Source organism: Microbacterium lacus (assembly GCF_039531105.1).
Classification (GTDB): domain Bacteria; phylum Actinomycetota; class Actinomycetes; order Actinomycetales; family Microbacteriaceae; genus Microbacterium; species Microbacterium lacus.
In genome coordinates, this window is sequence record NZ_BAAAPK010000001.1 from 3,172,038 (window position 1) to 3,193,441 (window position 21,404).

General features: G+C 71.3%; 22 protein-coding genes. 10 read left to right on the forward strand and 12 right to left on the reverse strand.

The genetic code is table 11. The features are described 5' to 3' along the window. Nucleotides 1-50 precede the first annotated feature (50 nt). On the forward strand, nt 51-1,598 hold the full coding sequence (locus ABD197_RS15045; protein WP_344055667.1) for a DEAD/DEAH box helicase: 1,548 nt from the start codon (nt 51-53) through the stop codon (nt 1,596-1,598). A gap of 60 nt (nt 1,599-1,658) precedes the next feature. Here ABD197_RS15045 and ABD197_RS15050 read toward each other — a convergent pair whose 3' ends face one another. After that, nucleotides 1,659-2,072, reverse strand: a complete 414-nt coding sequence (locus tag ABD197_RS15050; protein WP_344055668.1) for a DUF5684 domain-containing protein — start codon at nt 2,070-2,072, stop codon at nt 1,659-1,661. Between the two features lie 129 nt (nt 2,073-2,201). Between ABD197_RS15050 and ABD197_RS15055 the strand changes: the two genes are divergently transcribed. Together ABD197_RS15055 and ABD197_RS15060 are read left to right on the forward strand one after the other, a co-directional pair. Then, complete coding sequence (locus ABD197_RS15055; RefSeq protein WP_344055669.1) at nt 2,202-2,621, forward strand: DUF4383 domain-containing protein; 420 nt, start codon at nt 2,202-2,204, stop codon at nt 2,619-2,621. Between the two features lie 11 nt (nt 2,622-2,632). Further along, nucleotides 2,633-3,190, forward strand: a complete 558-nt coding sequence (locus ABD197_RS15060) for a hypothetical protein (RefSeq protein ID WP_344055670.1) — start codon at nt 2,633-2,635, stop codon at nt 3,188-3,190. 282 nt (nt 3,191-3,472) lie between these two features. On the opposite strand, the gene ABD197_RS15065 is transcribed toward ABD197_RS15060, so the two are convergent. From ABD197_RS15065 to ABD197_RS15085, 5 genes are all read right to left on the reverse strand, one after another. Further along, entirely contained in the window at nt 3,473-4,414 is a 942-nt protein-coding gene (locus ABD197_RS15065; RefSeq protein ID WP_344055671.1) for an aldose 1-epimerase family protein, read from the reverse strand. A 63-nt stretch (nt 4,415-4,477) separates the two neighbouring features. Continuing rightward, nucleotides 4,478-4,987: a MarR family winged helix-turn-helix transcriptional regulator gene (locus ABD197_RS15070; protein WP_344055672.1), complete on the reverse strand. Its 510-nt coding sequence runs from the start codon at nt 4,985-4,987 to the stop codon at nt 4,478-4,480. Beyond that, nucleotides 4,984-5,619, reverse strand: a complete 636-nt coding sequence (locus tag ABD197_RS15075; RefSeq protein ID WP_344055673.1) for a GTP cyclohydrolase II — start codon at nt 5,617-5,619, stop codon at nt 4,984-4,986. Before ABD197_RS15075 ends, ABD197_RS15070 begins: the two co-directional genes overlap by 4 nt. Then, nucleotides 5,616-6,515: a VOC family protein gene (locus tag ABD197_RS15080; RefSeq protein WP_344055674.1), complete on the reverse strand. Its 900-nt coding sequence runs from the start codon at nt 6,513-6,515 to the stop codon at nt 5,616-5,618. The genes ABD197_RS15075 and ABD197_RS15080 overlap by 4 nt, the downstream gene beginning before the upstream one ends. 212 nt (nt 6,516-6,727) lie before the next feature. Then, a complete protein-coding gene (locus tag ABD197_RS15085; protein ID WP_344055675.1) occupies nt 6,728-7,258 on the reverse strand; it encodes a hypothetical protein in 531 nt (176 codons plus the stop codon). Nucleotides 7,259-7,526: 268 nt separating this feature from the next. On the opposite strand from ABD197_RS15085, the gene ABD197_RS15090 reads away from it, so the two are divergent. Next, nucleotides 7,527-8,369, forward strand: coding sequence for an NAD-dependent epimerase/dehydratase family protein (locus tag ABD197_RS15090; protein WP_344055676.1), 843 nt, complete (start codon nt 7,527-7,529; stop codon nt 8,367-8,369). Between the two features lie 72 nt (nt 8,370-8,441). Here ABD197_RS15090 and ABD197_RS15095 read toward each other — a convergent pair whose 3' ends face one another. Both ABD197_RS15095 and ABD197_RS15100 read right to left on the reverse strand, forming a co-directional pair. Further along, entirely contained in the window at nt 8,442-8,981 is a 540-nt protein-coding gene (locus ABD197_RS15095) for a gluconokinase (protein ID WP_344055677.1), read from the reverse strand. Between the two features lie 67 nt (nt 8,982-9,048). Then, the gene (locus ABD197_RS15100) at nt 9,049-10,221 is read right to left on the reverse strand and encodes a polysaccharide pyruvyl transferase family protein (RefSeq protein ID WP_344055678.1); all 1,173 of its coding nucleotides are present in this window, start codon (nt 10,219-10,221) and stop codon (nt 9,049-9,051) included. 122 nt (nt 10,222-10,343) lie between these two features. Between ABD197_RS15100 and ABD197_RS15105 the strand changes: the two genes are divergently transcribed. Then, entirely contained in the window at nt 10,344-12,503 is a 2,160-nt protein-coding gene (locus tag ABD197_RS15105) for a glycosyltransferase (protein WP_344055679.1), read from the forward strand. Nucleotides 12,504-12,513: 10 nt separating this feature from the next. Continuing rightward, complete coding sequence (locus tag ABD197_RS15110) at nt 12,514-13,818, forward strand: glycosyltransferase (RefSeq protein WP_344055680.1); 1,305 nt, start codon at nt 12,514-12,516, stop codon at nt 13,816-13,818. On the opposite strand, the gene ABD197_RS15115 is transcribed toward ABD197_RS15110, so the two are convergent. Next, nucleotides 13,779-14,471 (reverse strand): hypothetical protein, encoded by a 693-nt coding sequence (locus tag ABD197_RS15115; protein ID WP_344055681.1) that lies wholly within the window; start codon nt 14,469-14,471, stop codon nt 13,779-13,781. The genes ABD197_RS15110 and ABD197_RS15115 overlap by 40 nt on opposite strands. A 31-nt stretch (nt 14,472-14,502) precedes the next feature. Between ABD197_RS15115 and ABD197_RS15120 the strand changes: the two genes are divergently transcribed. Beyond that, nucleotides 14,503-15,567, forward strand: a complete 1,065-nt coding sequence (locus ABD197_RS15120) for an NAD(P)-dependent alcohol dehydrogenase (RefSeq protein WP_344055682.1) — start codon at nt 14,503-14,505, stop codon at nt 15,565-15,567. Here the strand turns inward: ABD197_RS15120 and ABD197_RS15125 are convergent. Both ABD197_RS15125 and ABD197_RS15130 read right to left on the reverse strand, forming a co-directional pair. Further along, the gene (locus ABD197_RS15125; protein WP_344055683.1) at nt 15,528-15,656 is read right to left on the reverse strand and encodes a hypothetical protein; all 129 of its coding nucleotides are present in this window, start codon (nt 15,654-15,656) and stop codon (nt 15,528-15,530) included. The two genes, ABD197_RS15120 and ABD197_RS15125, sit on opposite strands and share 40 nt — an antisense overlap. A gap of 55 nt (nt 15,657-15,711) precedes the next feature. After that, on the reverse strand, nt 15,712-17,802 hold the full coding sequence (locus ABD197_RS15130; RefSeq protein ID WP_344055684.1) for a RecQ family ATP-dependent DNA helicase: 2,091 nt from the start codon (nt 17,800-17,802) through the stop codon (nt 15,712-15,714). 130 nt (nt 17,803-17,932) lie between these two features. Here ABD197_RS15130 and ABD197_RS15135 point away from each other — a divergent pair, with 130 nt between their 5' ends. Further along, entirely contained in the window at nt 17,933-18,454 is a 522-nt protein-coding gene (locus ABD197_RS15135; protein ID WP_344055685.1) for a DUF6325 family protein, read from the forward strand. 112 nt (nt 18,455-18,566) lie between these two features. Continuing rightward, nucleotides 18,567-19,460 carry a hypothetical protein gene (locus ABD197_RS15140; protein ID WP_344055686.1) on the forward strand — a complete coding sequence of 298 codons (894 nt, stop codon included), beginning with the start codon at nt 18,567-18,569 and terminating at the stop codon, nt 19,458-19,460. Here the strand turns inward: ABD197_RS15140 and ABD197_RS15145 are convergent. Beyond that, nucleotides 19,439-21,136, reverse strand: a complete 1,698-nt coding sequence (locus ABD197_RS15145) for a glycoside hydrolase family 13 protein (protein WP_344055687.1) — start codon at nt 21,134-21,136, stop codon at nt 19,439-19,441. The two genes, ABD197_RS15140 and ABD197_RS15145, sit on opposite strands and share 22 nt — an antisense overlap. A gap of 98 nt (nt 21,137-21,234) precedes the next feature. On the opposite strand from ABD197_RS15145, the gene ABD197_RS15150 reads away from it, so the two are divergent. Beyond that, a complete protein-coding gene (locus tag ABD197_RS15150; protein WP_344055688.1) occupies nt 21,235-21,402 on the forward strand; it encodes a hypothetical protein in 168 nt (55 codons plus the stop codon). The last annotated feature ends 2 nt before the right edge of the window (nt 21,403-21,404 follow it).

The following is a 21,404-nucleotide window of genomic DNA, read 5'->3' on the forward strand; positions in this document are numbered from 1 at the left end:
CGTCGCCCTCTCAGCGCCCCTCATCGGCGCGTCATCCCGAAAGCATCCCCATGCCTACTTTCCTCGACCTCGGCGTGCCCGCGCCGCTGGCAGACTCCCTCGCCCGCGAAGGCAAGACCGAAGCCTTCCCCATCCAGCGCGACACGCTCCCCGACTCGCTCGCCGGCCGCGACGTGCTCGGCCGCGGCCGCACCGGCAGCGGCAAGACGATCGCGTTCGCGCTGCCCCTCGTCGCGCGCCTGTCGAGCGCCTTCGCCGCCGCCCGCACGTCCGGCCGCCCGCGCGGACTGGTCCTCGCTCCCACCCGTGAGCTCGCGACGCAGATCGCCGCGACGATCCAGCCGCTCGCCGCGGCATCCGGTCTGACCGTCACGACCGTGTTCGGCGGGGTCAGCCAGAAGCCGCAGGAGGCCGCACTGCGCACCGGCGTCGACATCGTCGTGGCGTGTCCCGGCCGCCTGGAAGACCTCATGAAGCAGGGTGTCGTGCGCCTGGACCGCGTCGAGATCACCGTGCTCGACGAGGCCGACCACATGGCCGACCTCGGCTTCCTCCCCGGCGTCACGCGCATCCTCGCCGCAACGCCCCAGGGCGGTCAGCGGATGCTGTTCAGCGCGACCCTGGACCGCGGGGTCGACGGCCTCGTGCGCAAATTCCTCCGCGACGAGGTCCGCCACGAGATCGACGACCAGAGCGTCCCCCAGGGCGAGATGACCCACCGCGTCTTCCTCGTGGCCGACGAGGAGAAGTCCGACCTGGTCAAGCACCTCGCCTCCGGTCGTGGGCGCCGCATCCTTTTCACCCGCACCAAGCACCAGGCCAAGAAGCTCGCGAAGGTGCTCACCGCAGCCGGCATCCCGTCGGTGGACCTGCACGGCAATCTGTCGCAGGCGGCGCGCGAGCGCAACCTCGCGGCGTTCGGCGCCGAGCCCTCGAAGGGCGGCGTCCGCGTCCTCGTCGCGACCGACGTCGCCGCGCGCGGCGTGCACGTGGACGAGGTCGAACTCGTCGTGCACGTGGACCCCCCGATGGAGCACAAGGCGTACCTGCACCGCTCGGGCCGCACGGCGCGCGCGGGTGCCGCCGGCACCGTGGTGACCGTGACGATCCCCTCGCAGCGTCGGGACGTGAACGACCTCCTGCGCAAGGCGGGCATCACCGCGCCGCTCGAGCAGGTGGGCGCAGAGTCTGCTCCGATCGTCGAGCTCGTCGGCGAGCGCGCCGAGTACGTCACGCCCGCCCCCGTGCAGGCCCAGCCCCAGCGGGCCGCCAAGCCCCGCACGGGCCAGGGTCGTGGCACCGGTCAGTCCGGCCGCCCGGCGGAGCGCGGCGAGCGCTCCGGCCAGGGTCGCGGTCGCGGCAACGCCGGCGGTTCGGGCCGTGGCGGCAACGCCGCCGGTTCGGGCCGTGCGGCATCCGCAGGTCGTGGCAAGGGCACCGGTTCGGCGCAGGGCGCCGGCCGGGCGGCATCCGGAACCGGCCAGGCCCGCCCTGTCTACTCGACCGGAACCGGCCAGCCCGCGCAGAACAACTTCACTCCGCGCGCGTCGCGACCGACCGGCTCGCGTCGCGCGCAGCACAGCGGCACCCGCGGCTGAGCTGCGGCATCCGCGCGAGAAAGGCCCGAGGCGATCGCCTCGGGCCTTTTCCGTATCCGCTCAGGCGCGGACGGGCTTGGAGTAGGTGGCGTCGCCGAAACCGAGGATGAAGAAGCCGATGAAGGAGATGAGCCACAGCAGGAAGAACGACCAGGCACCGCCCTTGCCGAATGCGGCGCCCACCTTGATGGCGACGATGATCGAGAACACGATGTTGACGATCGGGATGAGGTAGAGCAGCGACATCCACCCCGAGTAGCCGGCGATCTTGACCAGGATCACGATGTTGACGATGGGGATCAGGGCGAGGATGCCGGGCCAGCCGGCTTTCTTGAAGACCATCCACATCGCGATCGCGATCAGGACGTACCAGAGGAACGTGAGGATGCCCGTCGTGACGTTGAACAGGGCGTCGTTCACGTTCGTGCTGATCGGCGTGACTTCGGTGAGCCGGGAGAGGGAGGCGAGGTTCATGCCGCTCATCATAGGGGCGCATCTGCGCTGGTCCGAGGGGATTTCTGCGGCGCGGCAAACCGATCCGCACGCGCCTCCGAACACCCTCTGAGCGCGGCACGAACGCCGCGCACCACACAGGAGGTCCTCATGCGTTCGTCACCCAACCGCCTCATCGCGACCATCTTCGGAGCGGTGTACATCCTCGTCGGGCTGCTCGGCTTCGCCGTCACCGGCGGCGTCGGCTTCCTCGCCACCGAAGGAGGCCTGCTGCTGGGCATCTTCATGGTGAACCCGCTGCACAACGTCGCCCACCTGCTCATCGGCGCCGCGCTGCTGATCGCGGGGCTCACCTCGGCGCGTGCTGCGAAGGGCGTGAACATCACGATCGGTGCGGTCTACCTGCTGCTCGGCATCGTCGGGTTCTTCCTGGTCGGCACGGCGTTGAACATCCTCGCGCTGAACACGTTCGACCACTTCCTGCACCTGGCCAGCGCCATCGTGCTGCTGGGCGTCGGGCTCGGGGCCGAGCGCGGCACGCGCGCGGGCCTGTCGACCCGCGCCGCCTGAACGGAGCCGACATGGACAGCCTGACCGCCCCGCGCACGATCGCCACATCGGACGAGGAGGTCGTCGCCTCGGGGGGCCGCGCGACCGCCTCGATCTGGCCCGCGATCGTCGCGTGGGGCGCAGGGCTGGTCCAGATCGCGCTCGGTGCCGGCGCCATCACGACGGTGCAGGACGATCCCGCCATCGGGGTGGTCGGGATCTCCCTGATCGTGATCGGCGCCGGCGCCCTCGGCTGGGGTGCGGTGATCCTGGCCCGCGGACGCATCGTCGCTCCGCGGGCGAGCATCGCCGGGTCCCTGGCCGGGATCCTCGTCACAGCGACCGCGCTGGCGCTCGACCCCGTGCGGATCAGCGTGTTCGCCGTGGCCGTGGCGATCGTCCTGCTGATCGCCGTGGCCCTGGGCTGCGCGCGTGCGACTCGCCGATCGGATGCCGGCCGCTCAGGTCTGATCGGGCTCGTGGTCGCCGCGGTGCTGGTCTCGGGCGCCGTCACTCCGGCGCTGGCTGCGACCGAAGCCGGCCGTCACGCCGTGCCGCACGGCGAGATGGTGGAGCACTCGCACCACTGAGCCTCGCACTCACCCATCCCGCCGCGCGCGTGCTCCCCCGCTGAGACGGTGGGTTCTCCGCCGAGATGGTGGGTTCCCCGCCGAGATGGTGGGTTCTCCGTCGAGATGGTGGGTTCTCCGCCGAGATGGTGGTCACCACCTCGACGGGAAAGGGACCACCTCGACGGGAAAGGGACCACCTCGACGGGAAAGAGACCACCTCGACGGGGAAGAGACCACCTCGGCGAGGAAGAGACCACCTCGGCGACAAACCCAGGGGCGCGGGCGGGCGAGGACCTCGGGTCAGACGGCGGAGATCCGCCAGGATGCCGAGGCCGACGCCTCCGGCTCGAGGACGATCAGGCCCGCGTCGTAGTCGTATCGGTCCGCGTTGAACGCATCGGGCGCGCAGGTCATCGGCTCCACCGCCAGACCCGTCCGGTGCCCGGGCCTGCCCACACCCTTGTCGGACGTGTGGATCTGCACCCAGGGGCACGCGGCATCCCACGTCATCTCGACGCCGGAACCGGCCGCGTCCGTGACCCGCACGCGCGCGAGGCCGGCCTCGTCGCGCTGCAGCGCCGTATAGGCGTGGTCGATCTCCACCGCACGGATCGCGCGGGCGGCGCGGAAGTCGAACCGTTCCGGATCGTCCGCGTCGACCGGGCGCAGTCCGATCGGGCTGAGGCGATCAGGCGTGACTGCGAGCACCTCGTCGGCCGGCAGGTCCAGCGTCCAGTCATCGACGTGACCGGCGCCCGCCACCAGGTACGGGTGCGGGCCGGTGCCCCAGGGAGCGGCATCCGGACTCTCGTTCGTCGCCGTGACGGTCTGCGTCAGCCCCTCCGCATCGAGCGAGAACGTCGTGCGGATGACGACGCGCCAGGGATACCCGGTCTGCGGCTCGACCGCAGCCTCGAGGGTGACGTGACTCGGCCCCTTGTCGACCGCTTCGTAGTCGAGCCAGGCGGCCAGGCCGTGCAGTGCGTGATGCCGGGCCGGTTCGGTGAGTGCGACCTGGCGTTCGGTCCCGCCGAAGGCATACAGCCCGTCGACGATGCGGTTCGGCCACGGCGCGAGCGTCGCGCCCCGATACGAAGGTCGTACCTCATCGGCGTCGAACGGGACGACGAGGTCGCGCCCCGCGAAGGTGAGGGAGCGCAGGCTCGCACCCACGCTCGCGATGACGGCTTCGTAGTCGCCCGCGCGGAGCGCGTGCTGGGTACCGGACAGAACAGTTCTCATGGGATGCGCCTCGCGAGGGTCGGAAGGCCCCATGTTATCGTCACCAGGCTCGATGCCGCGGCCTTACCGCCCCGTCGCGAATCGCTGCTCCGGGTCCAGCTGCTCGCCGAGCTTGGCGGTGATCCGCGCGAGATCGGCGAGGTCTTCGGGCGAGAGCGCATCGATCACGAGCCGGCGGGCGGTGGCGATGTGCCCCGGTGTGGCGCGGACGAGCTCGCGTCGCCCGGCATTGGTCAGCGTCACTCGCGAGACCCGCCGGTCGGCCGGGGACGTCGACTTCTGCACGAGGCCGCGCCGCTCGAGCCGCGAGCACACGTGCGACAGCCGCGAGAGCGTCGCGTTCGTCGCCTCGGCGATCTCGCTCATGGATGCCGTCGATTCCGGCATCCACCGAAGGTAGGTCATGACACCGAACTCGAAGTGCGTCATCGCCGAGTCCCGCTGCAGTTGCGAGTCGAGCTCGCTCGGCAGCAGGTCGCACACGCGGATGAGACCGAGCCACGCCTGCGCCTCCTCCGGCGTCATCCGCGGCACCGGGTGGGTCATCGTCCGCTCCGCTCCGCGCGTCGTCACGCCGCCGGGAGGTTCAAGAGGTGGCCGGTGTGGTCGCGCTTGGCCTGAAGATACCGCGCGTTCGCCGCGGTCAGGTGCACGCCCGTCGGCACGGTCTCCTCGACGTCCACTCCGAGCGCCTCCAGCTGCGCGACCTTGTCCGGGTTGTTCGTCAGGAGGCGGACGCGACGGATGCCGACGGCCTGCAGCATCTGCGCGGCCGCCGTGTAGTCGCGCTCGTCCTCGCCGTGGCCGAGCGCTGCATTCGCCTCGTACGTGTCGAGCCCCTGGTCTTGCAGGGCGTACGCGTCGAGCTTCGCGTAGAGTCCGATGCCCCGCCCCTCCTGACGGAGATAGAGCAGCGCACCACCCTCGAGGCTCAGCCTCTCGACGGCTTCGCGCAGCTGCGGACCGCAGTCGCAGCGCTGCGAGCCGAACACGTCGCCGGTGAGGCACTCGCTGTGCAGACGGACGAGCGGGACCTCCGCCTCGCCCGGTCCGTCGAAGCGCAGCAGCAGGTGCTCCGCGCCGTCGGCGAGATGACGGAAGGTCGACACGCGCGCGTCCGCCTCGAAGCCGTCGCTGAATCGGAGCGGAATCCGCACCTCCCTGCGGACCTCCGCGGCGGGCGGGAACGGAATCGGCGCGCTCATGCCGCAGCGCCTTCCCGGGTGACGGTCAGCAGCGTCCCCCAGGGGTCGCGCAGGCGCAGGCTCTCACCATCGTCCTCGGCGGCGACCCCGTGATGCCGGGCGCGGTCGGCGAGCGCGAGCACGTCGCTGCGGTCCGGCATCCGCAATCGCACGTCACCGAGGCCGAGCGAGACGGCACGGGGTCCCGCGCCGGCGCTGTGCCACGTGTTCAGGCCGATGTGGTGGTGGTAGCCGCCGGCGGAGATGAACAGGGCGGAGCCGACGTCGATCGTGACGTCGAAGCCGAGCATGTCCACGTAGAACCGGCGTGCGGTGGGGATGTCGCCGACCTGCAGGTGCACGTGACCGATCGTGGCTTCATCCTGAGTCTCGCGCGCGGGATCGAAGTGCTCGCGCAGGAACGCGTTCGGGTCGATCGCGGTGTTCTGCGGCATCCATCCGGCCGGCTTGTTCTGCCACACCTCGACGGGTCGGTCCCAGTACAACTCGATGCCGTTGCCCTCCGGGTCGTGGAAGTAGAAGGCGTTGCTGAACGTGTGGTCGGTCGCACCCTCGTACAGATGAGGAGCCTGGCGCGCCATCGACAGCACGGCAGTGGACAGCGCCGCACGATCGGGGAACGCGATGGCCGTGTGGTAGAGCCCGGCGTCGCGCCGGTCGAAGGGCGGCAGGTCGGGCGTGTGGGTGAGGGTCATGATCGGGATGCCGTCGCGGCCGAGTGTCGCGCGGGCCCCCGACTGGTTGAGCACATCGAGCGTCACAGCGCGACGGTAGAACTCGGTCTGCGCGTCGAGGTCTCCGACGAGGAGTTCGACGGTATCCATCCGGGTCGCGTCGGCGGCGGCGCCGCCGGTGTGGATCGGCGCCGGGCGCCAATCCAGAGCGGTCGTGGTCATCGGTCTCCCCCCTCGTCGGTGGGTTCGTGTGGGCCCGCCGTTGGTTGACCCAACAACCAATTCGTGCGTCTATTCCCTACTGCTTCGCGAGAGGGCACATCTGTAGGGCAACACGCCGTGGGAGACGCACGTTTGTGCCCTCTCGCGAAGCAGCAGGAACGAAGCGGCGCCCCGGCCGAAAGGCCGAGGCGCCGCTTCGCAAGGAGACGGGGTCAGTCGAGCAGACCCGAGACGAGGGAGTCGACGTCCCCGCTCACGTCGCCGACGAGGTCATCGACCTCGGCGCCGATGTCGCCGACGGACACGCCGGTGTCGCCGCCCACGTCGGTTCCGTTCGCGACGTCACCGACCGAGCCGAGCTCGGTGTCGGAGACATCGTTGCCCGAGCCGATCGGGGCGTCGATCGGGGCGGACACGTCGTTGCCGGATCCGACGGGCGCCGAGACGTCGTTGCCCGACAGGACCGCGGGGTTCAGCGAGTCACTGACGAGCGGCCCGTTGATCAGGCCGCCGTCGATGCCGAGGTTGCCGGCGGTGGTGTCGTTGCCGCTTCCGAGCACGTTCTCGCGGAACCAGGTCTGGAAGCCCTCGATCGAGGTGGAGGCTTCGGTCACGGTCGTCGTGGTCTCCTCGCTCGGGTTCCACGTGTCCGCCGAGGCGGGCAGCGCGAATCCGGCGACGGCGAGGGCCGCGGCGCTCGCGCCGGCGGTGCTGATGAGTCCGAGACGGGTGATCTTTCGCATGTTTCTCTCTCCAATCGATGCGGGCTTTCGCCGCACAGGGGGTGATCCGAAAACATCCGCGGATCGGATTGGACGCACACGCCCGACACGCCGCCGAGCGGTCGCGCTCGACATCCGTATTCCGCGTCTTTCCGGGCCGCGCAGCGGAATCCTGGCAGATCCCTGAAAGTCGCTCTGCCGCCCGAGAGAGGGCACATCTGCAGGGCAACACGCCGTCGAACCCGGACGTTCGTGCCCTTTCGCGCAGGAGCAGGGGCAAGCTGGACGAATGCGCATCGCACTCACCGGCTCGACCGGCAAGCTCGGCTCCGTCGTCCTCCGCGAACTCCGGGATGCCGGCCACGACGTCACCGGACTCGACATCGTCGGGCCGCGGCAGGACGGCTTCGTCCAGGTCGACCTGACGGACTACGGACAGGTGGTCGACGCGCTGGGCGGCGTGGACCGCTCGGACGGTTACGACGCGGTCGTACACCTCGGCGCGATCCCCGCCCCGGGCCTGCGCACGGATGTCGCGACCTTCCACAACAACATGGCGAGCACGTTCAACGTGTTCTGGGCGGCCGTCCGGCTCGGCATCCGTCGCATCGTCTACGCCTCGAGCGAGACGGTGCTGGGGCTGCCCTTCGACGTGCCGCCGCCGTACATCCCGGTCGACGAGGAGTACACCGCGCGCCCCGAGAGCGTCTACTCGATCGTCAAGGTGCTGGAAGAGCAGCTCGCGACCGAGCTCGTGCGCTGGCACCCCGATCTCTCGGTCACCGCCCTGCGCTTCTCGAACGTGATGAACCCGGAGGACTACGCCGAGTTCCCGTCCTTCGACGCCGATCCGCTGCTGCGCAAATGGAACCTGTGGGGCTACATCGACGCCCGCGACGGGGCGCAGGCCGTGCAGCGTGCGCTCGAGAACGCGCCCGCGGGCTTCGAGACGTTCATCATCGCCGCGGCGGACACCGTCATGTCACGCCCGAACGCCGAGCTCGTGGCAGCGGTGTTCCCCGACGTGCCGACCACCGCGGAACTCGGCGAGCACGACACGCTCCTGTCGATCCACAAGGCGCGGCGGCTGCTGGGCTACGCACCCCGGCACTCGTGGCGCGACCACGTGTGACCGCGAGTTCGGAGGAGATCGAGGTTCGGGAGGTGATTTCGGCGCCGGAAAACCTCCGGAACCTCGATCTCCTCAGATTCGCGGATGCCGCGCTGCGGCCTCGGCCACGTCCCGCCAGCAGGCCACGACCTCGGCCGTGATCGCATCGGGAGTCTGAGAGATGTCGACCGCGAACCCGGTCTCGTCGGGCTGAAGCCGCTCGAGCGCGACGAGCTGCGAGTTCAGGAGCGTCGCGGGCATGAAGTGGTCGGCCCGCGCGCCGAGGCGCGTCGCCAGCAGCTCGGGTGATCCGTCCAGCAGCGCGAAGCACGTGCCGTCCGCACGGGCGCGCAGCGCGTCGCGATGCGCGCGCTTGAGAGACGAGCACGCCACCACGACGATCTCCCCGGCCGTGGTGCGGCGCGCGATCTCATCGCCGACCGCCGCGAGCCACGGCGCACGGTCGTCGTCGTCGAGCGGGATCCCGGCGGTCATCTTGGCGACATTGGATGCCGGGTGGAAGTCGTCGGCGTCGAGGAAGATCCCGCCCACCCGCGCGGCGACGGCGGCCGCGATCGTCGACTTGCCCGCGCCGGACACCCCCATCACGACGAGTGCGGAACCGTCCCCCATGACCTCGAGCGTATCCGTCGTCCCGCGCGCGGCGGACGGCCGGACCCCGCCCGTGGTGACCGGCGCCTCAGGCCAGCGCGTCCGCCACCGCGTCCCACCATCCGCCGAATTCGGCCAGGTGGCCGGGCCGCCGCCGGCCGGCCTCGGCGCGCACTCCGTCGCGTTCCGCCCACAGCTCGCGCAGGTTCGGGATTCCGTCGCTCTGCGCGGCCGAGATCGGCACGGTGGCCTGTTGACCCCAGTGGGCCAGAGCGCCGCGCTGCTTGACCGCCGTGTACTCGTCGGTCACGAGACCGAGGACCGGGACACCGGCGGGCGCGGCGAAGACCGCGGGGTGATAGCGCCCGGTGATGAGGAGGGATGCCGAGCGGGCAAGAGCAGCCGCAGCGGGCACATCGCCGGTGGGTACGACGGTGGAGCCCGTCCGCATCGCCGCGCGGACCTCATCGTGCAGCACCGCGTCCCCGCGCGGCGACGCGCCCGTGAGCGCGCCGAAGTGGGCGTGGAACCGGACCGGCTCGCCGGCGAGCTCGGCGGCCGCATCCACGAGCGCGGCGACGGCGGCGACGGTCTCGGCCCGCGATGCGCCGCCGAGGGAGAGCGACAGGCTCACGAGCACTCCCCCGGTCACCGGGGCGGCGGCATCCGCCGACACGAAGGAGGCGTCATCGACGCCGAGCCGGGCGGTCACGCCGAGATCCGCGGCGAGCGCATGCGATGCCGCCTCACGCACACCGACGAGGCGCGCCGAGTGCACCAGCTGGGCGACGAGCTCCCGATCGCGGCCGCGGAGGTCGGGTCCCAGAGTCTGCCCGGAGACGACGAGCGGGCGGCCGAGGCGCTGCGCGACCCCGCCGAGCGCGGCGCGCTCGTACACGTGCAGGGGCCAGGTCGAGGCCATGTTGCCGCCGCCGGCGATCAGCACGCCGTCGGCGTCGGCGACCGCCGCGATCACCGCATGCGCCGGGTCATCGTCGGCCAGCGCGCCCGTACCGTCGGCCGCGGCGAGCACCGCGCCGAGCCGCGCTTCGGACGCCGCGCGGTCCAAGCCGTCGAAGCGGATGCGTCCCACCGCGGTCACGCCGTAGCGCTCCGCCGTCTCGGCGGGCACGGATGATACGGAGGTGACGGCGGCACCGCGGTCCGCGAGCTCATCGCGCGCGGCGCGGAACATCGCCTCATCGCCGATGTGCATCATGTCGTCGATCACACCGACATCGCCCAGGGTCACGACACGCACGCAGAAGCTCCTCAGACTATTCGGGGGGAACCAGTACACGCTAGTCCACCCGGGACGTCTTCCCGCCGGGCTACCATCGAACGCCCGCCCGCTTGTCGTCGGCGCGGAGGACAGGACCGTGAATGGGCGTTCAGACTGCTCTGGATGCGGTGCGCGACGCGCCCGGAATCGTCGAGGCGATGCGACTCGCCGATGACCTCGCCTTCGAGGCGGGTCGGGACCCGGGGGTGCGCACCCTGCGGATCCTCGCGTCGGCGCTCAACGGCGACGATCAGGTCGCCGCGATCGCCGCGGTGCACGCGCTCGCGGAGATCTTCGACGAGCAGGCCGCGCGCATGCTCACCGCGCTGCTCTCGGACGAGCGCGCCACGATCCGCGAGCACGCGGCGTGGGCGCTCGGTTCGGTCCTGCCCCGTTTCGACGCGATGAGCAGACTCATCGCCCTGGTCGCCGCGGGCGGCTTCACCGGCATGCTCGCGCAGCGCACGCTGGAGAAGTGGTCGTCGACCGCGGCCGAGACCCTGGCCGTCGCGCTCGAGACGGCGCTGCTGGGCGAGCGTGAACCTTCGACCCGCGCGCGGCTGACCGAGACGCTCGGGCTCGTCCGCCACGCGATCGCCACGCGGCCGCTGCTGGAACTCGCCGCCGACCGCGCCGAACACGAAGAGGTCCGGGTGGCGGCGATCGCCGCGCTCGGACAGCGCCGCGGGGCGCCGGCGATCCCCGCGCTGCTCGAAGACCTCGTCAGCGGCGACGGTCGGATCGCCGAAGTCGCGCGGCTCGCGCTCATCGACCTGGATGCCGTCCCCCACCCGCGCGTCGCCCGCGCGGACGGCCTCACTGTCGGGCAGCTCTTCCTGCACGCCGACATCGACCCCGCTCTCGCGTCGGTCGGCGCCGGGGACAACGGCGGCATCGCGACGCTTCTCGTGCGCCTGGGCGACGCGCTCGTGGCCGATCCCACCACGGGGGTCGACCGCGTGATCACGCTGTCGCGCGGCCCGGTCCCGCAAGCCGCCGAGGACCTGCTCGAGATCGGCTCCGCGACGTCGGGCCACGTGTACGGGCGTGTTCCGCTGCTGCCGCAGCCGGTCCCGTCGGCAGCCGCCTGGCCCCTCCGCGTCACCGCGCGGCGCGGCATCCGTCGCATCCTCCGCGCCGCGGCGCCCGTCGATCTCCTCCACCTGCGGATGGCCGATGTCGGAAGCTTCGCCGCCGCCGACGTCGCCCGCGAGCTCGGCATCCCCACGGTCTTCACGGTCGCGCCCGACCCGCACGCCGTGATCCGCTCCCTCGACCGCTCGGGGGCGCTGACCCGCGAGCGGTTCGGAGAGGTGGACCTGGTCGAGCACTTCTGGTTCCGGGCGCGGCTGGTCACGAGCCTCGCGTCGAACGCCGCGCACACCGTGCTCTTCCCCCGCCCCGATCTGCAGCGGGACATGGCGCAGCTCGTCGGCATCGACATCACCGCGCACCCCGAGCGGCACACGATCGTGGCCGAGGGCGTCGACCTCGCGGTCGTCGACCGCGCCGCGGATGCCGCTCGCGCGCACGCGGACGGCGGCGTCGCACCGGGAGCGATCGCCGAGCTCCGTGCGCTCGTCGAGCAGCTCGCTCCCGAGCGGCGCGGCCTTCCGCTCATCGTGAGCCTCGGTCGCCTCCACCGTGTGAAGGGCATGGCGACCCTCGTCGAGGCGTGGGCGTCGGGACCGCTGCGCGATCGCGCGAACCTCGTGATCATCGGCGGCGAGCTCGAGCACCCGTCACTGGACGAGCGCGAGCAGCTCGACCGCATCCACGCGGCCGTCCCGGACCCGTCGTCGGGACTCCTCCTCGCCGGCCACCGCCCGAACGGCGTCGCGGCGTTCTGGCTCGCCGCCGCACGGTTCGGGATGCCGGGCCTCAGCCCCGCGGGTGGCGTGTACGTGTGCGCGAGCGTGAAGGAGGAGTTCGGCATCGCGCTGCTCGAGGCGATGGCGACCGGCCTCATGGTGGTCGCCCCCGACGGTGGAGGACCTGCGACGTACGTGCAGGACGGCGTGACCGGCGTCCTCACCCAGACCTGGGATCCCGTCCGGCTCGAGGCCGGCGTCACCTCCGCCCTCGATGCGGCTGCCCAACCCGACGAGGACCGCGTGCGGGCCGCGCACGACATGGTGCGCACGAAGTTCACGATCCAGGCGATGGCCACCGCGCTCGGACCGGTGTACCGCGGTGTCGCCGCCGAAGAAGAGGCCCTGATCCGCGCGGCGAACGCGGTCGACGGCGTCGCGCTCTCGTGAGGTGCGCGCGATGACCCTGCTCGTCATCAGTCCCGACTACGCCTCGCACCTTCTGCCGCTCGCGACGATCGCCACCGCGTGGCGGGATGCCGGCCACCGGGTCGTGGTCGCCACCGGGCCTGCCACCGACCCGATCGTGCGCGAGTTCGGCTTCGAGCGCCTCGACCTCCCCCTCGGCCGCGGGAGCAATGCGCGGGTCATCCGCGCGGAGGAGCAGCCCGCGGAGGAGTCCGACTCGCTGCGCGGGTTCTTCGACGCGACCCGCCGGGGCATGGTGCCGACCCTGCGCTACCAGGCCCGCGAGCGGCTCACCGACCTCATGTGGGAACCGGTGGATGCCGGCCGCCGCGTGCTCGCCGCGGTCGATGCGGTGCAGCCCGACGCGATCATCGTGGACCATCTGGCCTTCAGCGCGCGGCTCGCCCTGCAGACCGCCGGCATCTGTTACGCCGACGTCGTGCTCGGCCACCCGAGCGCCCTGCCGGTCGCCGGAGAGGTCTACGGGTATCCGCCGTTCTGGCCGACGGCGTTCGACCCCGACGAGGCCGAGCTGAGCGACCTGCGCACATTGTGCGAGGAAGTGTCCGCGCGCTTCACCGCGGAATGGAACCGCACGGCGCGCGCACTGCGCCCCGATGCGCCGCTCACGGCCGACGCCTTCGGCGAGCACGGCGATCTCGTGCTCTACAACTATCCGGCCGCGCTGGCCGACGGCGACGGGCGCGCACTGCCTCCGCACGCGTTCCTCGGCTCGACCCGACGCGTCGAAGCGGTCGACGACGAGGTGGAGCGCTGGATCGCGGCGACCCCGGCGTTCGCGTACGTGAGCTTCGGGAGCTTCCTCTCGGTGCGCGGTGACGTCCTGCGTCGCGTCGCGGAAGCGCTGATCGAGATCGGGATGCCGGCGGCGATCGCCACCGGATCGACGCCGGTGTCCGAGCTCGGCGAGATCCCCGAGGACTGGCTCGTCCGCGACTACCTGCCGCAGGTGCGACTCCTCTCGGCGGCGACGACGGCGGTCACCCACGGCGGCAACAACTCCGTCACCGAAGCGATCGGTCAGGGGGTGCCGCTTCTGGTCCTGCCGTTCTCCACCGACCAGTTCGCCGGTGCGGCGGCGATCGAGCGGACGGGGGCGGGAGCGGCGCTCGACCCGAATGCGGCATCCGTCACCGACCTCGTCACGGCGCTGCGCACCGTTCGCGAGCTCGCCGGTTCGCCCCTCCTGCGCGGGATCGCGCGGGAGCAGCAGCGGATGCCGGGCCCCGCGATCGCCTACGAGCTGCTGAGCGCGCCCGATCCGGCCACGAGCTGAGCCATCGCCTCACGGTCGCCCTCCGCGGCGCGGTAGCGCTCCATGAGCGCCGCGTTCGCGTCGTACCGTGCGCCGGCGCGAACCTCGGCCGCGTGGTGCAGCGCGTACACGTTGCCCTCGTGACGGACCGGCTCCGCGCCGAGCAGCGCGTTGTGCGCGAGGAACCACGCCGCGTCCTCGAAACCCCACCCGCGGAACCGTTCGTCCTGGCCTCCGTGCGACGCCCATGTGCGCGGCGTCGTCACATACACGCCCGAGCACGCGCCGATCACGAGCTCGTAGTCGCACTCGGCGGCGGGCACACCGGCGCGCAGCTGCGCGTCGCCCTCGCGTCCGAGCCAGTGGTACTCGGTGTACGGCAGATGGACGAGCCCGCTCGTCCGCGCGGCGATCACCGCGGCGCGGAGGGGCTCGGGCTCGGGCAGCGTGTCGGCATCGCACACCACGACGACCTCGTCGGGATCGTGCGCGGCGATGCCCCGGTTGCGGCACGCGGCGAGCACGAAGACATCGTCGTCGGTGTCGATCGTCTGGATGCGGAACTCCGGCAGATGACGGGCGTACCAGTCCACGACGAAATCGAAAGCGGGCACCCGGGACGGCGCCGGTCGCCACGGGATGATGACGGTGACGGGATGGTCGAGCTGCGGCATCCCCCCAGCGTACGTCTGGGAGAATGAGGGGATGCCCTCAACGACTCCCGCCCTTCTCGTCCCCACCCCCGGCCAGGCCTTCGAGCGCGGCACGATCGAGCGCCGCGAGGTCGGCCCGCACGACGTGCGCCTCGACATCGCCTTCGCCGGCATCTGCCACTCCGACATCCATCAGGCTCGCGAGGAGTGGGGTGCGGGCATCTTCCCGATGGTCCCGGGTCACGAGATCGCGGGCATCGTCACCGAGGTCGGCTCCGAGGTGACCCGGCATGCCGTCGGCGACCGCGTCGGCATCGGCTGTTTCGTCGATTCGTGCCGGGAGTGCGAGAACTGCCTGGCCGGCGAGGAGCAGTTCTGCCTCAAGGGCAACGTCGCGACCTACAACGGCCGCCAGTACGACGGCACCCCGACCTACGGCGGATACAGCACCGAGATCGTCGCCGACGAGAACTACGTGCTGCGCATCCCGGACGGCATCGCCCTGGACGTCGCGGCCCCCCTCCTGTGCGCCGGCATCACGACGTACTCGCCGCTGCGCCATTGGGGCGCCGGCCCCGGCAAGCGGGTCGCCGTGATCGGCATGGGCGGCCTTGGCCACATGGCCGTGCAGATCGCCCACGCGATGGGCGCGCACGTGACGGTGCTCTCGCGCACGCTCGCCAAGAAGGAGGAGGGACTCGCTCTCGGCGCCGACGACTATGTCGCGACCGACCCCGAGGGCACCGGCGACGCCGGCGCGCTGAAGGAGCTGCGCGGTCGTTTCGACCTCATCATCAACACCGTCTCGGCCGACATCCCCGTCGACCGCTACCTGCAGACGCTGCGCCTGAACGGCGCGCTCGTGTTCGTCGGCCTGCCCGAGAAGCCGCAGACGTTCCGGGTGTTCTCGCTCGTGGGCGGTCGGCGCTCGCTCGCCGGCTCCAACATCGGCGGCATCCGCGAGACGCAGGAGATGCTCGACTTCTGCGCCGAGCACGGCATCGCCTCGGTGATCGAGACGATCAGCGCCGACGAGGTGACCGAGGCGTACGACCGGGTCGTGCGCGGCGACGTGCGCTACCGGTTCGTGATCGACACGGCGACGATCCCCGCCTGATCGGCCGCGCACGACCCGTGCGCGTGCCCGGCGACTGCTGAGCGGTGCCGACGGAGGTCGAACCGGCCGGCGAGGACGACATCGGTCACAGCCAGCAGTCTTTCGGCACGCAGCGACGCCGAATGAACAGCTGGCCGGCAGTCCTTAACCGCGCAGAGCCAGGGCGAACGGCAGGACGGCCTCGGCGCCGGCGAGGCGCAGCTCGCGCGCGGCGACGGTGAGCGTCCATCGACTGTCGGCCAGATCGTCCACCAGGAGCACCGGCCCCGGAGGGATCTCGAGCCCCGTCGCGTCGAAACGGTCCCAGAGCCCGGAGAGGCGGAACACGCTGTTGCCGCCCGGGGCGCCGCTCGGGCCGCCGCCCCGGATGGCCAGCGTGCCCAGGTACGGCAGCCGACCGACCGCCGCGAGCTGCTCGGCGAGGGAACTGACGAGCTGCGGGTGGCGACGGGACGGCAGGGCGACGACGGATGCCGGCCGCGCCGTCCAGGGCCAGTCGGCGAGCACCCGGACCACGGCGTCGCGCATCGCCGGCGTGAGCGGGGCATCGGCTGCGCCGCCCTCGAGCAGGGCGCGCAACGAGCCGCCCCAGCCGAGATCGGTGAGCCGCGCGAGCGCCCGGCCCTCTTCGGCGCGCTCCGCCGGCGGGATGTTGCCCTTCAGCGGGATGCCGAGCTTGTCGCCTCCGGTCGGCCACTGCGCCCGCGGCTCGATGGGGACGCCCACGCGCGCCAGCGACGCGTCGGCCGAGCCCGTGGCCGCTTCCGCGATGTCGGTGGGATACCACGCTCCTGCGCACGCGTCGCACCGCCCGCACGGCGCCGCGGTCGGGTCATCGAGGGTGCGCTGGAGGAACTCCATCCGGCATCCGTCCGTGCGCTCGTAGTCGAGCATGTGCTGCTGCTCGATCCGGCGCGCCTGCGCGATGCGCTCGTAGCGCTCGGCGTCGTAGGTCCACGGCGCGCCGGTCGCGACCCAGCCGCCGCGCACCCGGCGCACCGCACCGTCCACGTCGAGCACCTTGAGCAGCAGCTCCAGCGGCGTGCGACGGATGTCGACGAGCGCCTCCAGGGCCGGAGTGGACAGCGGGTGGTCGCCGAGCTCGGCGATCACCCGCTCGGCGCGCTCCTGCGTGGGCATCGACGCCGTCGCGAAGTAGCGCCAGATGTCGGGGTCTTCGGGACCGGGCAGCAGCAGGACGTCGGCGTTCTCCGTCGCCCTCCCCGCTCGGCCCACCTGCTGGTAGTACGCCACGGGGGACGACGGAGCGCCGAGGTGCACGACGAAGCCGAGGTCGGGTTTGTCGAACCCCATCCCCAGCGCGCTCGTCGCGACGAGCGCCTTCACCCGGTTGGCTTTCAGCAGAGCCTCGGACTCCTCGCGCTCGGCGGCATCCGTCTGCCCGGTGTACGCGTGCACGTCGTGGCCGGCATCCCGGAGCAGCCGCGCGACGTCCTGCGCCCCGCTCACCGTCAGGCTGTAGATGATGCCCGAGCCGGGCAGGTCGCCGAGGTGCGTGAGCAGCCATGCGAGGCGTGCCCGGGCGTCCGGCAGCCGCAGCACGCCGAGCCGGAGCGACGCGCGCGCGAGGGGCCCGCGGATCGTGACCACCTCGACCCCGCCGCCGGCCAGCTGCTCCTCGACATCGGTCACGACCCGGCTGTTCGCGGTCGCCGTCGTGGCGAGGATCGGCACCCCCGCCGGCAGGCGGCGGATCAGCTCGCCCAGTCGCCGGTAGTCGGGACGGAAGTCGTGGCCCCAGTCGCTGATGCAGTGCGCCTCGTCGACGACCAGCATCCCCATGCGCTCGACGAGCGCCGGCAGCTGCTCGTCGCGGAACGCCGGATTGTTCAGCCGCTCGGGCGAGAGCAGCAGCACGTCGACGTCGTCGTTCTGCAGCCGGCCGAGCACGTCGGACCACTCGTGCGCGTTCGTGGAGTTGATCGCGACGGCGCGCACGCCCGCGCGTTCGGCGGCGGCGATCTGATCGCGCATGAGGGCGAGCAGCGGCGAGACGAGCACCGTCGGCCCCCCGCCCCGGCGGCGGAGCAGGAGCGTCGCGACGAAATAGACGGCGGACTTGCCCCACCCCGTGCGCTGGACGACGAGGGCACGGCTGCGGTCGTCGACGAGGGAGCGGATCGCCTCGAACTGCCCGTCGTGGAAGTCGGCGTCCGGCGCACCCACGAGCGTACGGAGGATCTCGAGGGCGGCCGTGCGGGTCTCATCGCTCATCCGATCGAGTCTCGCATCACCCTCCGACCTCACCCCGCCGATATCACCCGATCTGCATGACGTCGCTCGGTGGAGGTCTGCCTAACGTGATCATGAGCCGCGACGGCTCCCACGAAGAGGAAGGTTTTCCATGGCCGAGAACGAGGACGAGTACGGGCCTGTCGACTATCTGATCGTCGAGTTCCCGGCGGGCGCGCAGAACTTCACCGGCGAGATCGCCGAGGAGATCGTGCGGCTCGTCGACGCCGGGACCATCCGGGTCATCGACATGATCGTCATCACGAAGGACGCCGAGGGCAACCTGGACGCCGTCGAGCTCTCGGACACCGAGGACCTCGGCCCGCTCACCCAGATCGAGGCGGGCCTGGCCGGCCTGCTCGCGGAGGACGACGTCGAGATCCTCGCCGCGGAGATGAGCCCGGGCAGCGTCGCCGGAGTCCTCGTGTACGAGAACCTGTGGGCGGCGCCCTTCGCCGCTGCCGCGCGTCGCGCCGGCGGCGTCGTGATCGCGGACGGCCGGGTCAACCCGGTCGACGTCGCCGCCGCCTTCGCCGCGCTGGAGCTCGTGGAAGCCGAGGCCGAGTTCGACGAGGCGCTGGACGAAGCCGTCGAGGCCGAGATCGCTGCGGAGGAAGCCGCCGAGAACCGCTGATCGCGCCGGTTGCGCGATCGGCCTCCGGGGGGAGGCCGCACGGGGGTCGTCGCCCTGCAGGAGAATGGGTCCTGCGTGGCACGGCCCCCGTGTGTCGCGTCGGAGGGTGATCATGAGCACGTCCACGTCGCCCCAGCGCACCCACCGCTACCTCCGACTCGCGATCGGCGGCACGGTCGTGGTGATCTTGGTCGCCGTCCTCGCGGCGGTCCCGGGGTTCGGCTGGCTCTCGGCGATCAGCGACTACTTCTACACGCCGGCGCGCAACGCCTTCGTCGGGGCACTGATCGCGGCATCGCTCGCTCTGCTCGCCCTGTCCGGCCGCGGAGCCGAGCGCGTGATCCTCGACGCGGCGGCGCTCTTCGCTCCCCTGGTCGCGCTCGTTCCCACCGTGATCGGGTCGGCGTCCGTCCCGGGCGTCGACGTGCCGTGCAGCCCCTGCGTGCCGCCCGTGGCGCGGCCCGACGTCGCGAACGGCGTGGTGACGTATCTGGTCGTGCTCGCCGTGGTCCTGGCGGTCGCGCTCGTCCTGCGCACGCTCGGACAGGCCCCCGGATCGCTGTTCTCGATCATCCTCGGCGTGATCGTGCTGGTGTTGGTGACCGTGACCGGTCTCATCGCTCCGGAGGCGTTCCTGAGCTTCGCGCACGTGAGCGCAACGGTGATCTTCTTCGGGCTGATCGCCGCGGATGCCGTCCTCAACGCGTTCTGGCGCACGTCGAGCCGGACGCCGCCCCGGTGGCTGCGGATCACGTACATCGCGATCGCCGCCGTGCTGGTCGTGGACATGATCGTGCTGCTGGCCGCGACGTTCGCACGACGGGATGCCGATGGGGCGGCTCCGCCGTGGATCCTCGTCGGCGAAGCCGTCGCCCTCGTGGTGTTTCTGCTGTTCTGGATCCTGCAGACCTGGCAGCGCTGGGACGAGGATGATCCCGCATCGCTGCTCCCGGCCGACCGCCGGCTGCCACCGCTGCGCCGCGCTCAGGCGACGGTGGACCGGTAGATCCGGGCCTCCCACGGCGCCAGCCGGCCCCCGACGCCGGCGTGTTCGGGCAGATTCGTCAGCACGAGCCGGTCGCCCGCGAGGTCGCACTCGACCGTGTCGTCGGAGAGGTTCGCCACCACCAGGAGGCGCGTCCCCTCAGCCTCGCGCGTGTAGGCGAACACTGCCGGGTCGTCGGGGAGCAGCATCCGGAAGTCGCCCTGCACGACGACGGGGTCCTCGTGCCGCAGCGCGATCAGGCGACGGTAATGGGCCCACACAGAACCCGGGTCGCCGACCTGGGCCGCGGCGTTCACGCGCTCGTGGTTCGGGTTCACCCCGATCCACGGGGTGGCGGAGGTGAAGCCGGCGCCGGGCTCGGCGGTCCACTGCATCGGCGTGCGGGCGTTGTCGCGACCCATTGCGCGCAGCGCCGCCAGCACATCCTCCGGCTCGTGACCCAGGAGATCGACCGCGGTCGCGTAATGGTTGATCGACTCGATGTCGCGGAGGGCACCGATGTCGTCGAACGGCACGTTCGTCATTCCGAGCTCTTCGCCCTGATACACGTAGGGCGTGCCGCGTTGGAGATGCAGGACCGTGGCCAGCGCGGTCGCCGACGCGTACCAGTGCTCGCGGTCGTTCCCCCAGCGCGAAACGATGCGCGGCTGGTCGTGGTTGTTCCAGTACAGGCTGTTCCAGCCGTGCTCGGCGAGCGCCTCCTGCCAGCGCGCGAACGAGCGCTTCAGGTCGCGGAGGTCGAGCTCGCCGACGTTCCACTTGCCGCCGATCTGGTCGAGTCCGACGTGCTCGAACTGGAAGATCATGCTCAGCTGACCCGTGCGCGAGTCGGTCAGCCGGGCGGCGAGCTCGGGCGTCGCATCGGGCATCTCGCCCACCGTGAGGTAGTCCTGCTCCCGGCCGTCGAAGACTTCGGCCTTCATCTCGGCGAGGAACTCCTGAAGCCGCGGGCCGCTGCGGAAGAACGGCATGCCGTCACCGAAGCCCGTGGGGAGAACTTCGCCGTCGGGAAGGGCGAGGTCTTTCGAGATGAAGTTGATGACGTCCATGCGGAATCCGTCGACGCCGCGGTCCAGCCAGCGGTTCATCATGTCGTACACCGCGCGGCGCACGACCGGGTTCTCCCAGTTGAGGTCGGGCTGCTTCCGGGAGAACAGGTGCAGGTAGTACTGCCCGCGCGCAGGCTCCCACTCCCACGCCGAACCGGAGAAGAAGGAGCCCCAGTTGTTCGGCTCCGCGCCCGGCCGGCCGCCAACCGCACCTGGGCGCGGATCGCGCCACATGTACCAGTCGGCGTGTTCGGCATCCCGACCCGACCGCGAATCGACGAACCAGGCGTGCTCGTCCGATGTGTGGTTGACGACGAGATCCATCACGAGCTTCATCCCGCGCGCGTGCAGCTGCGCGATGAGCTCGTCGATATCGGCGAGGCTGCCGAACGTCGGGTCGATGTCCTCGTAGTCGCTGATGTCGTAGCCGTTGTCGTCGTGCGGCGAGCGGTACACCGGCGAGAGCCAGATGACGTCCACGCCGAGATCGTGCAGGTAGTCCAGCCGGGAGACGATCCCGGGGATGTCGCCGATGCCATCGCCGTCGGAGTCCTGGAAGCTGCGCGGGTACACCTGGTAGACCACGGCGGAGCGCCACCACTCCCGGCCTGGCTGACTGTGCGACATGCTCCCAGCCTGGCACGCGCGCCCGGTTCCGCGCGGGCGCGGGCGCGCAGGCTGCAGAAGTCCCGGTACGATCGGAGGGACTTTGGAGAGAGGTAGCGATGATCGTTCTGTTCGCTCTGTACCTGGTGCTGTTCCTGGCGGGCTTCTACCTGCTCGGTCTCGCATTCACCGTGTCGGCGTTCCAGGGGCTGATCTTCGCTGCCGGCATCCTGGTGATCTCCCTCGCCGTGGGGCTGCTCTTCCACACGCAGAGTCGCCGGTCCTGACC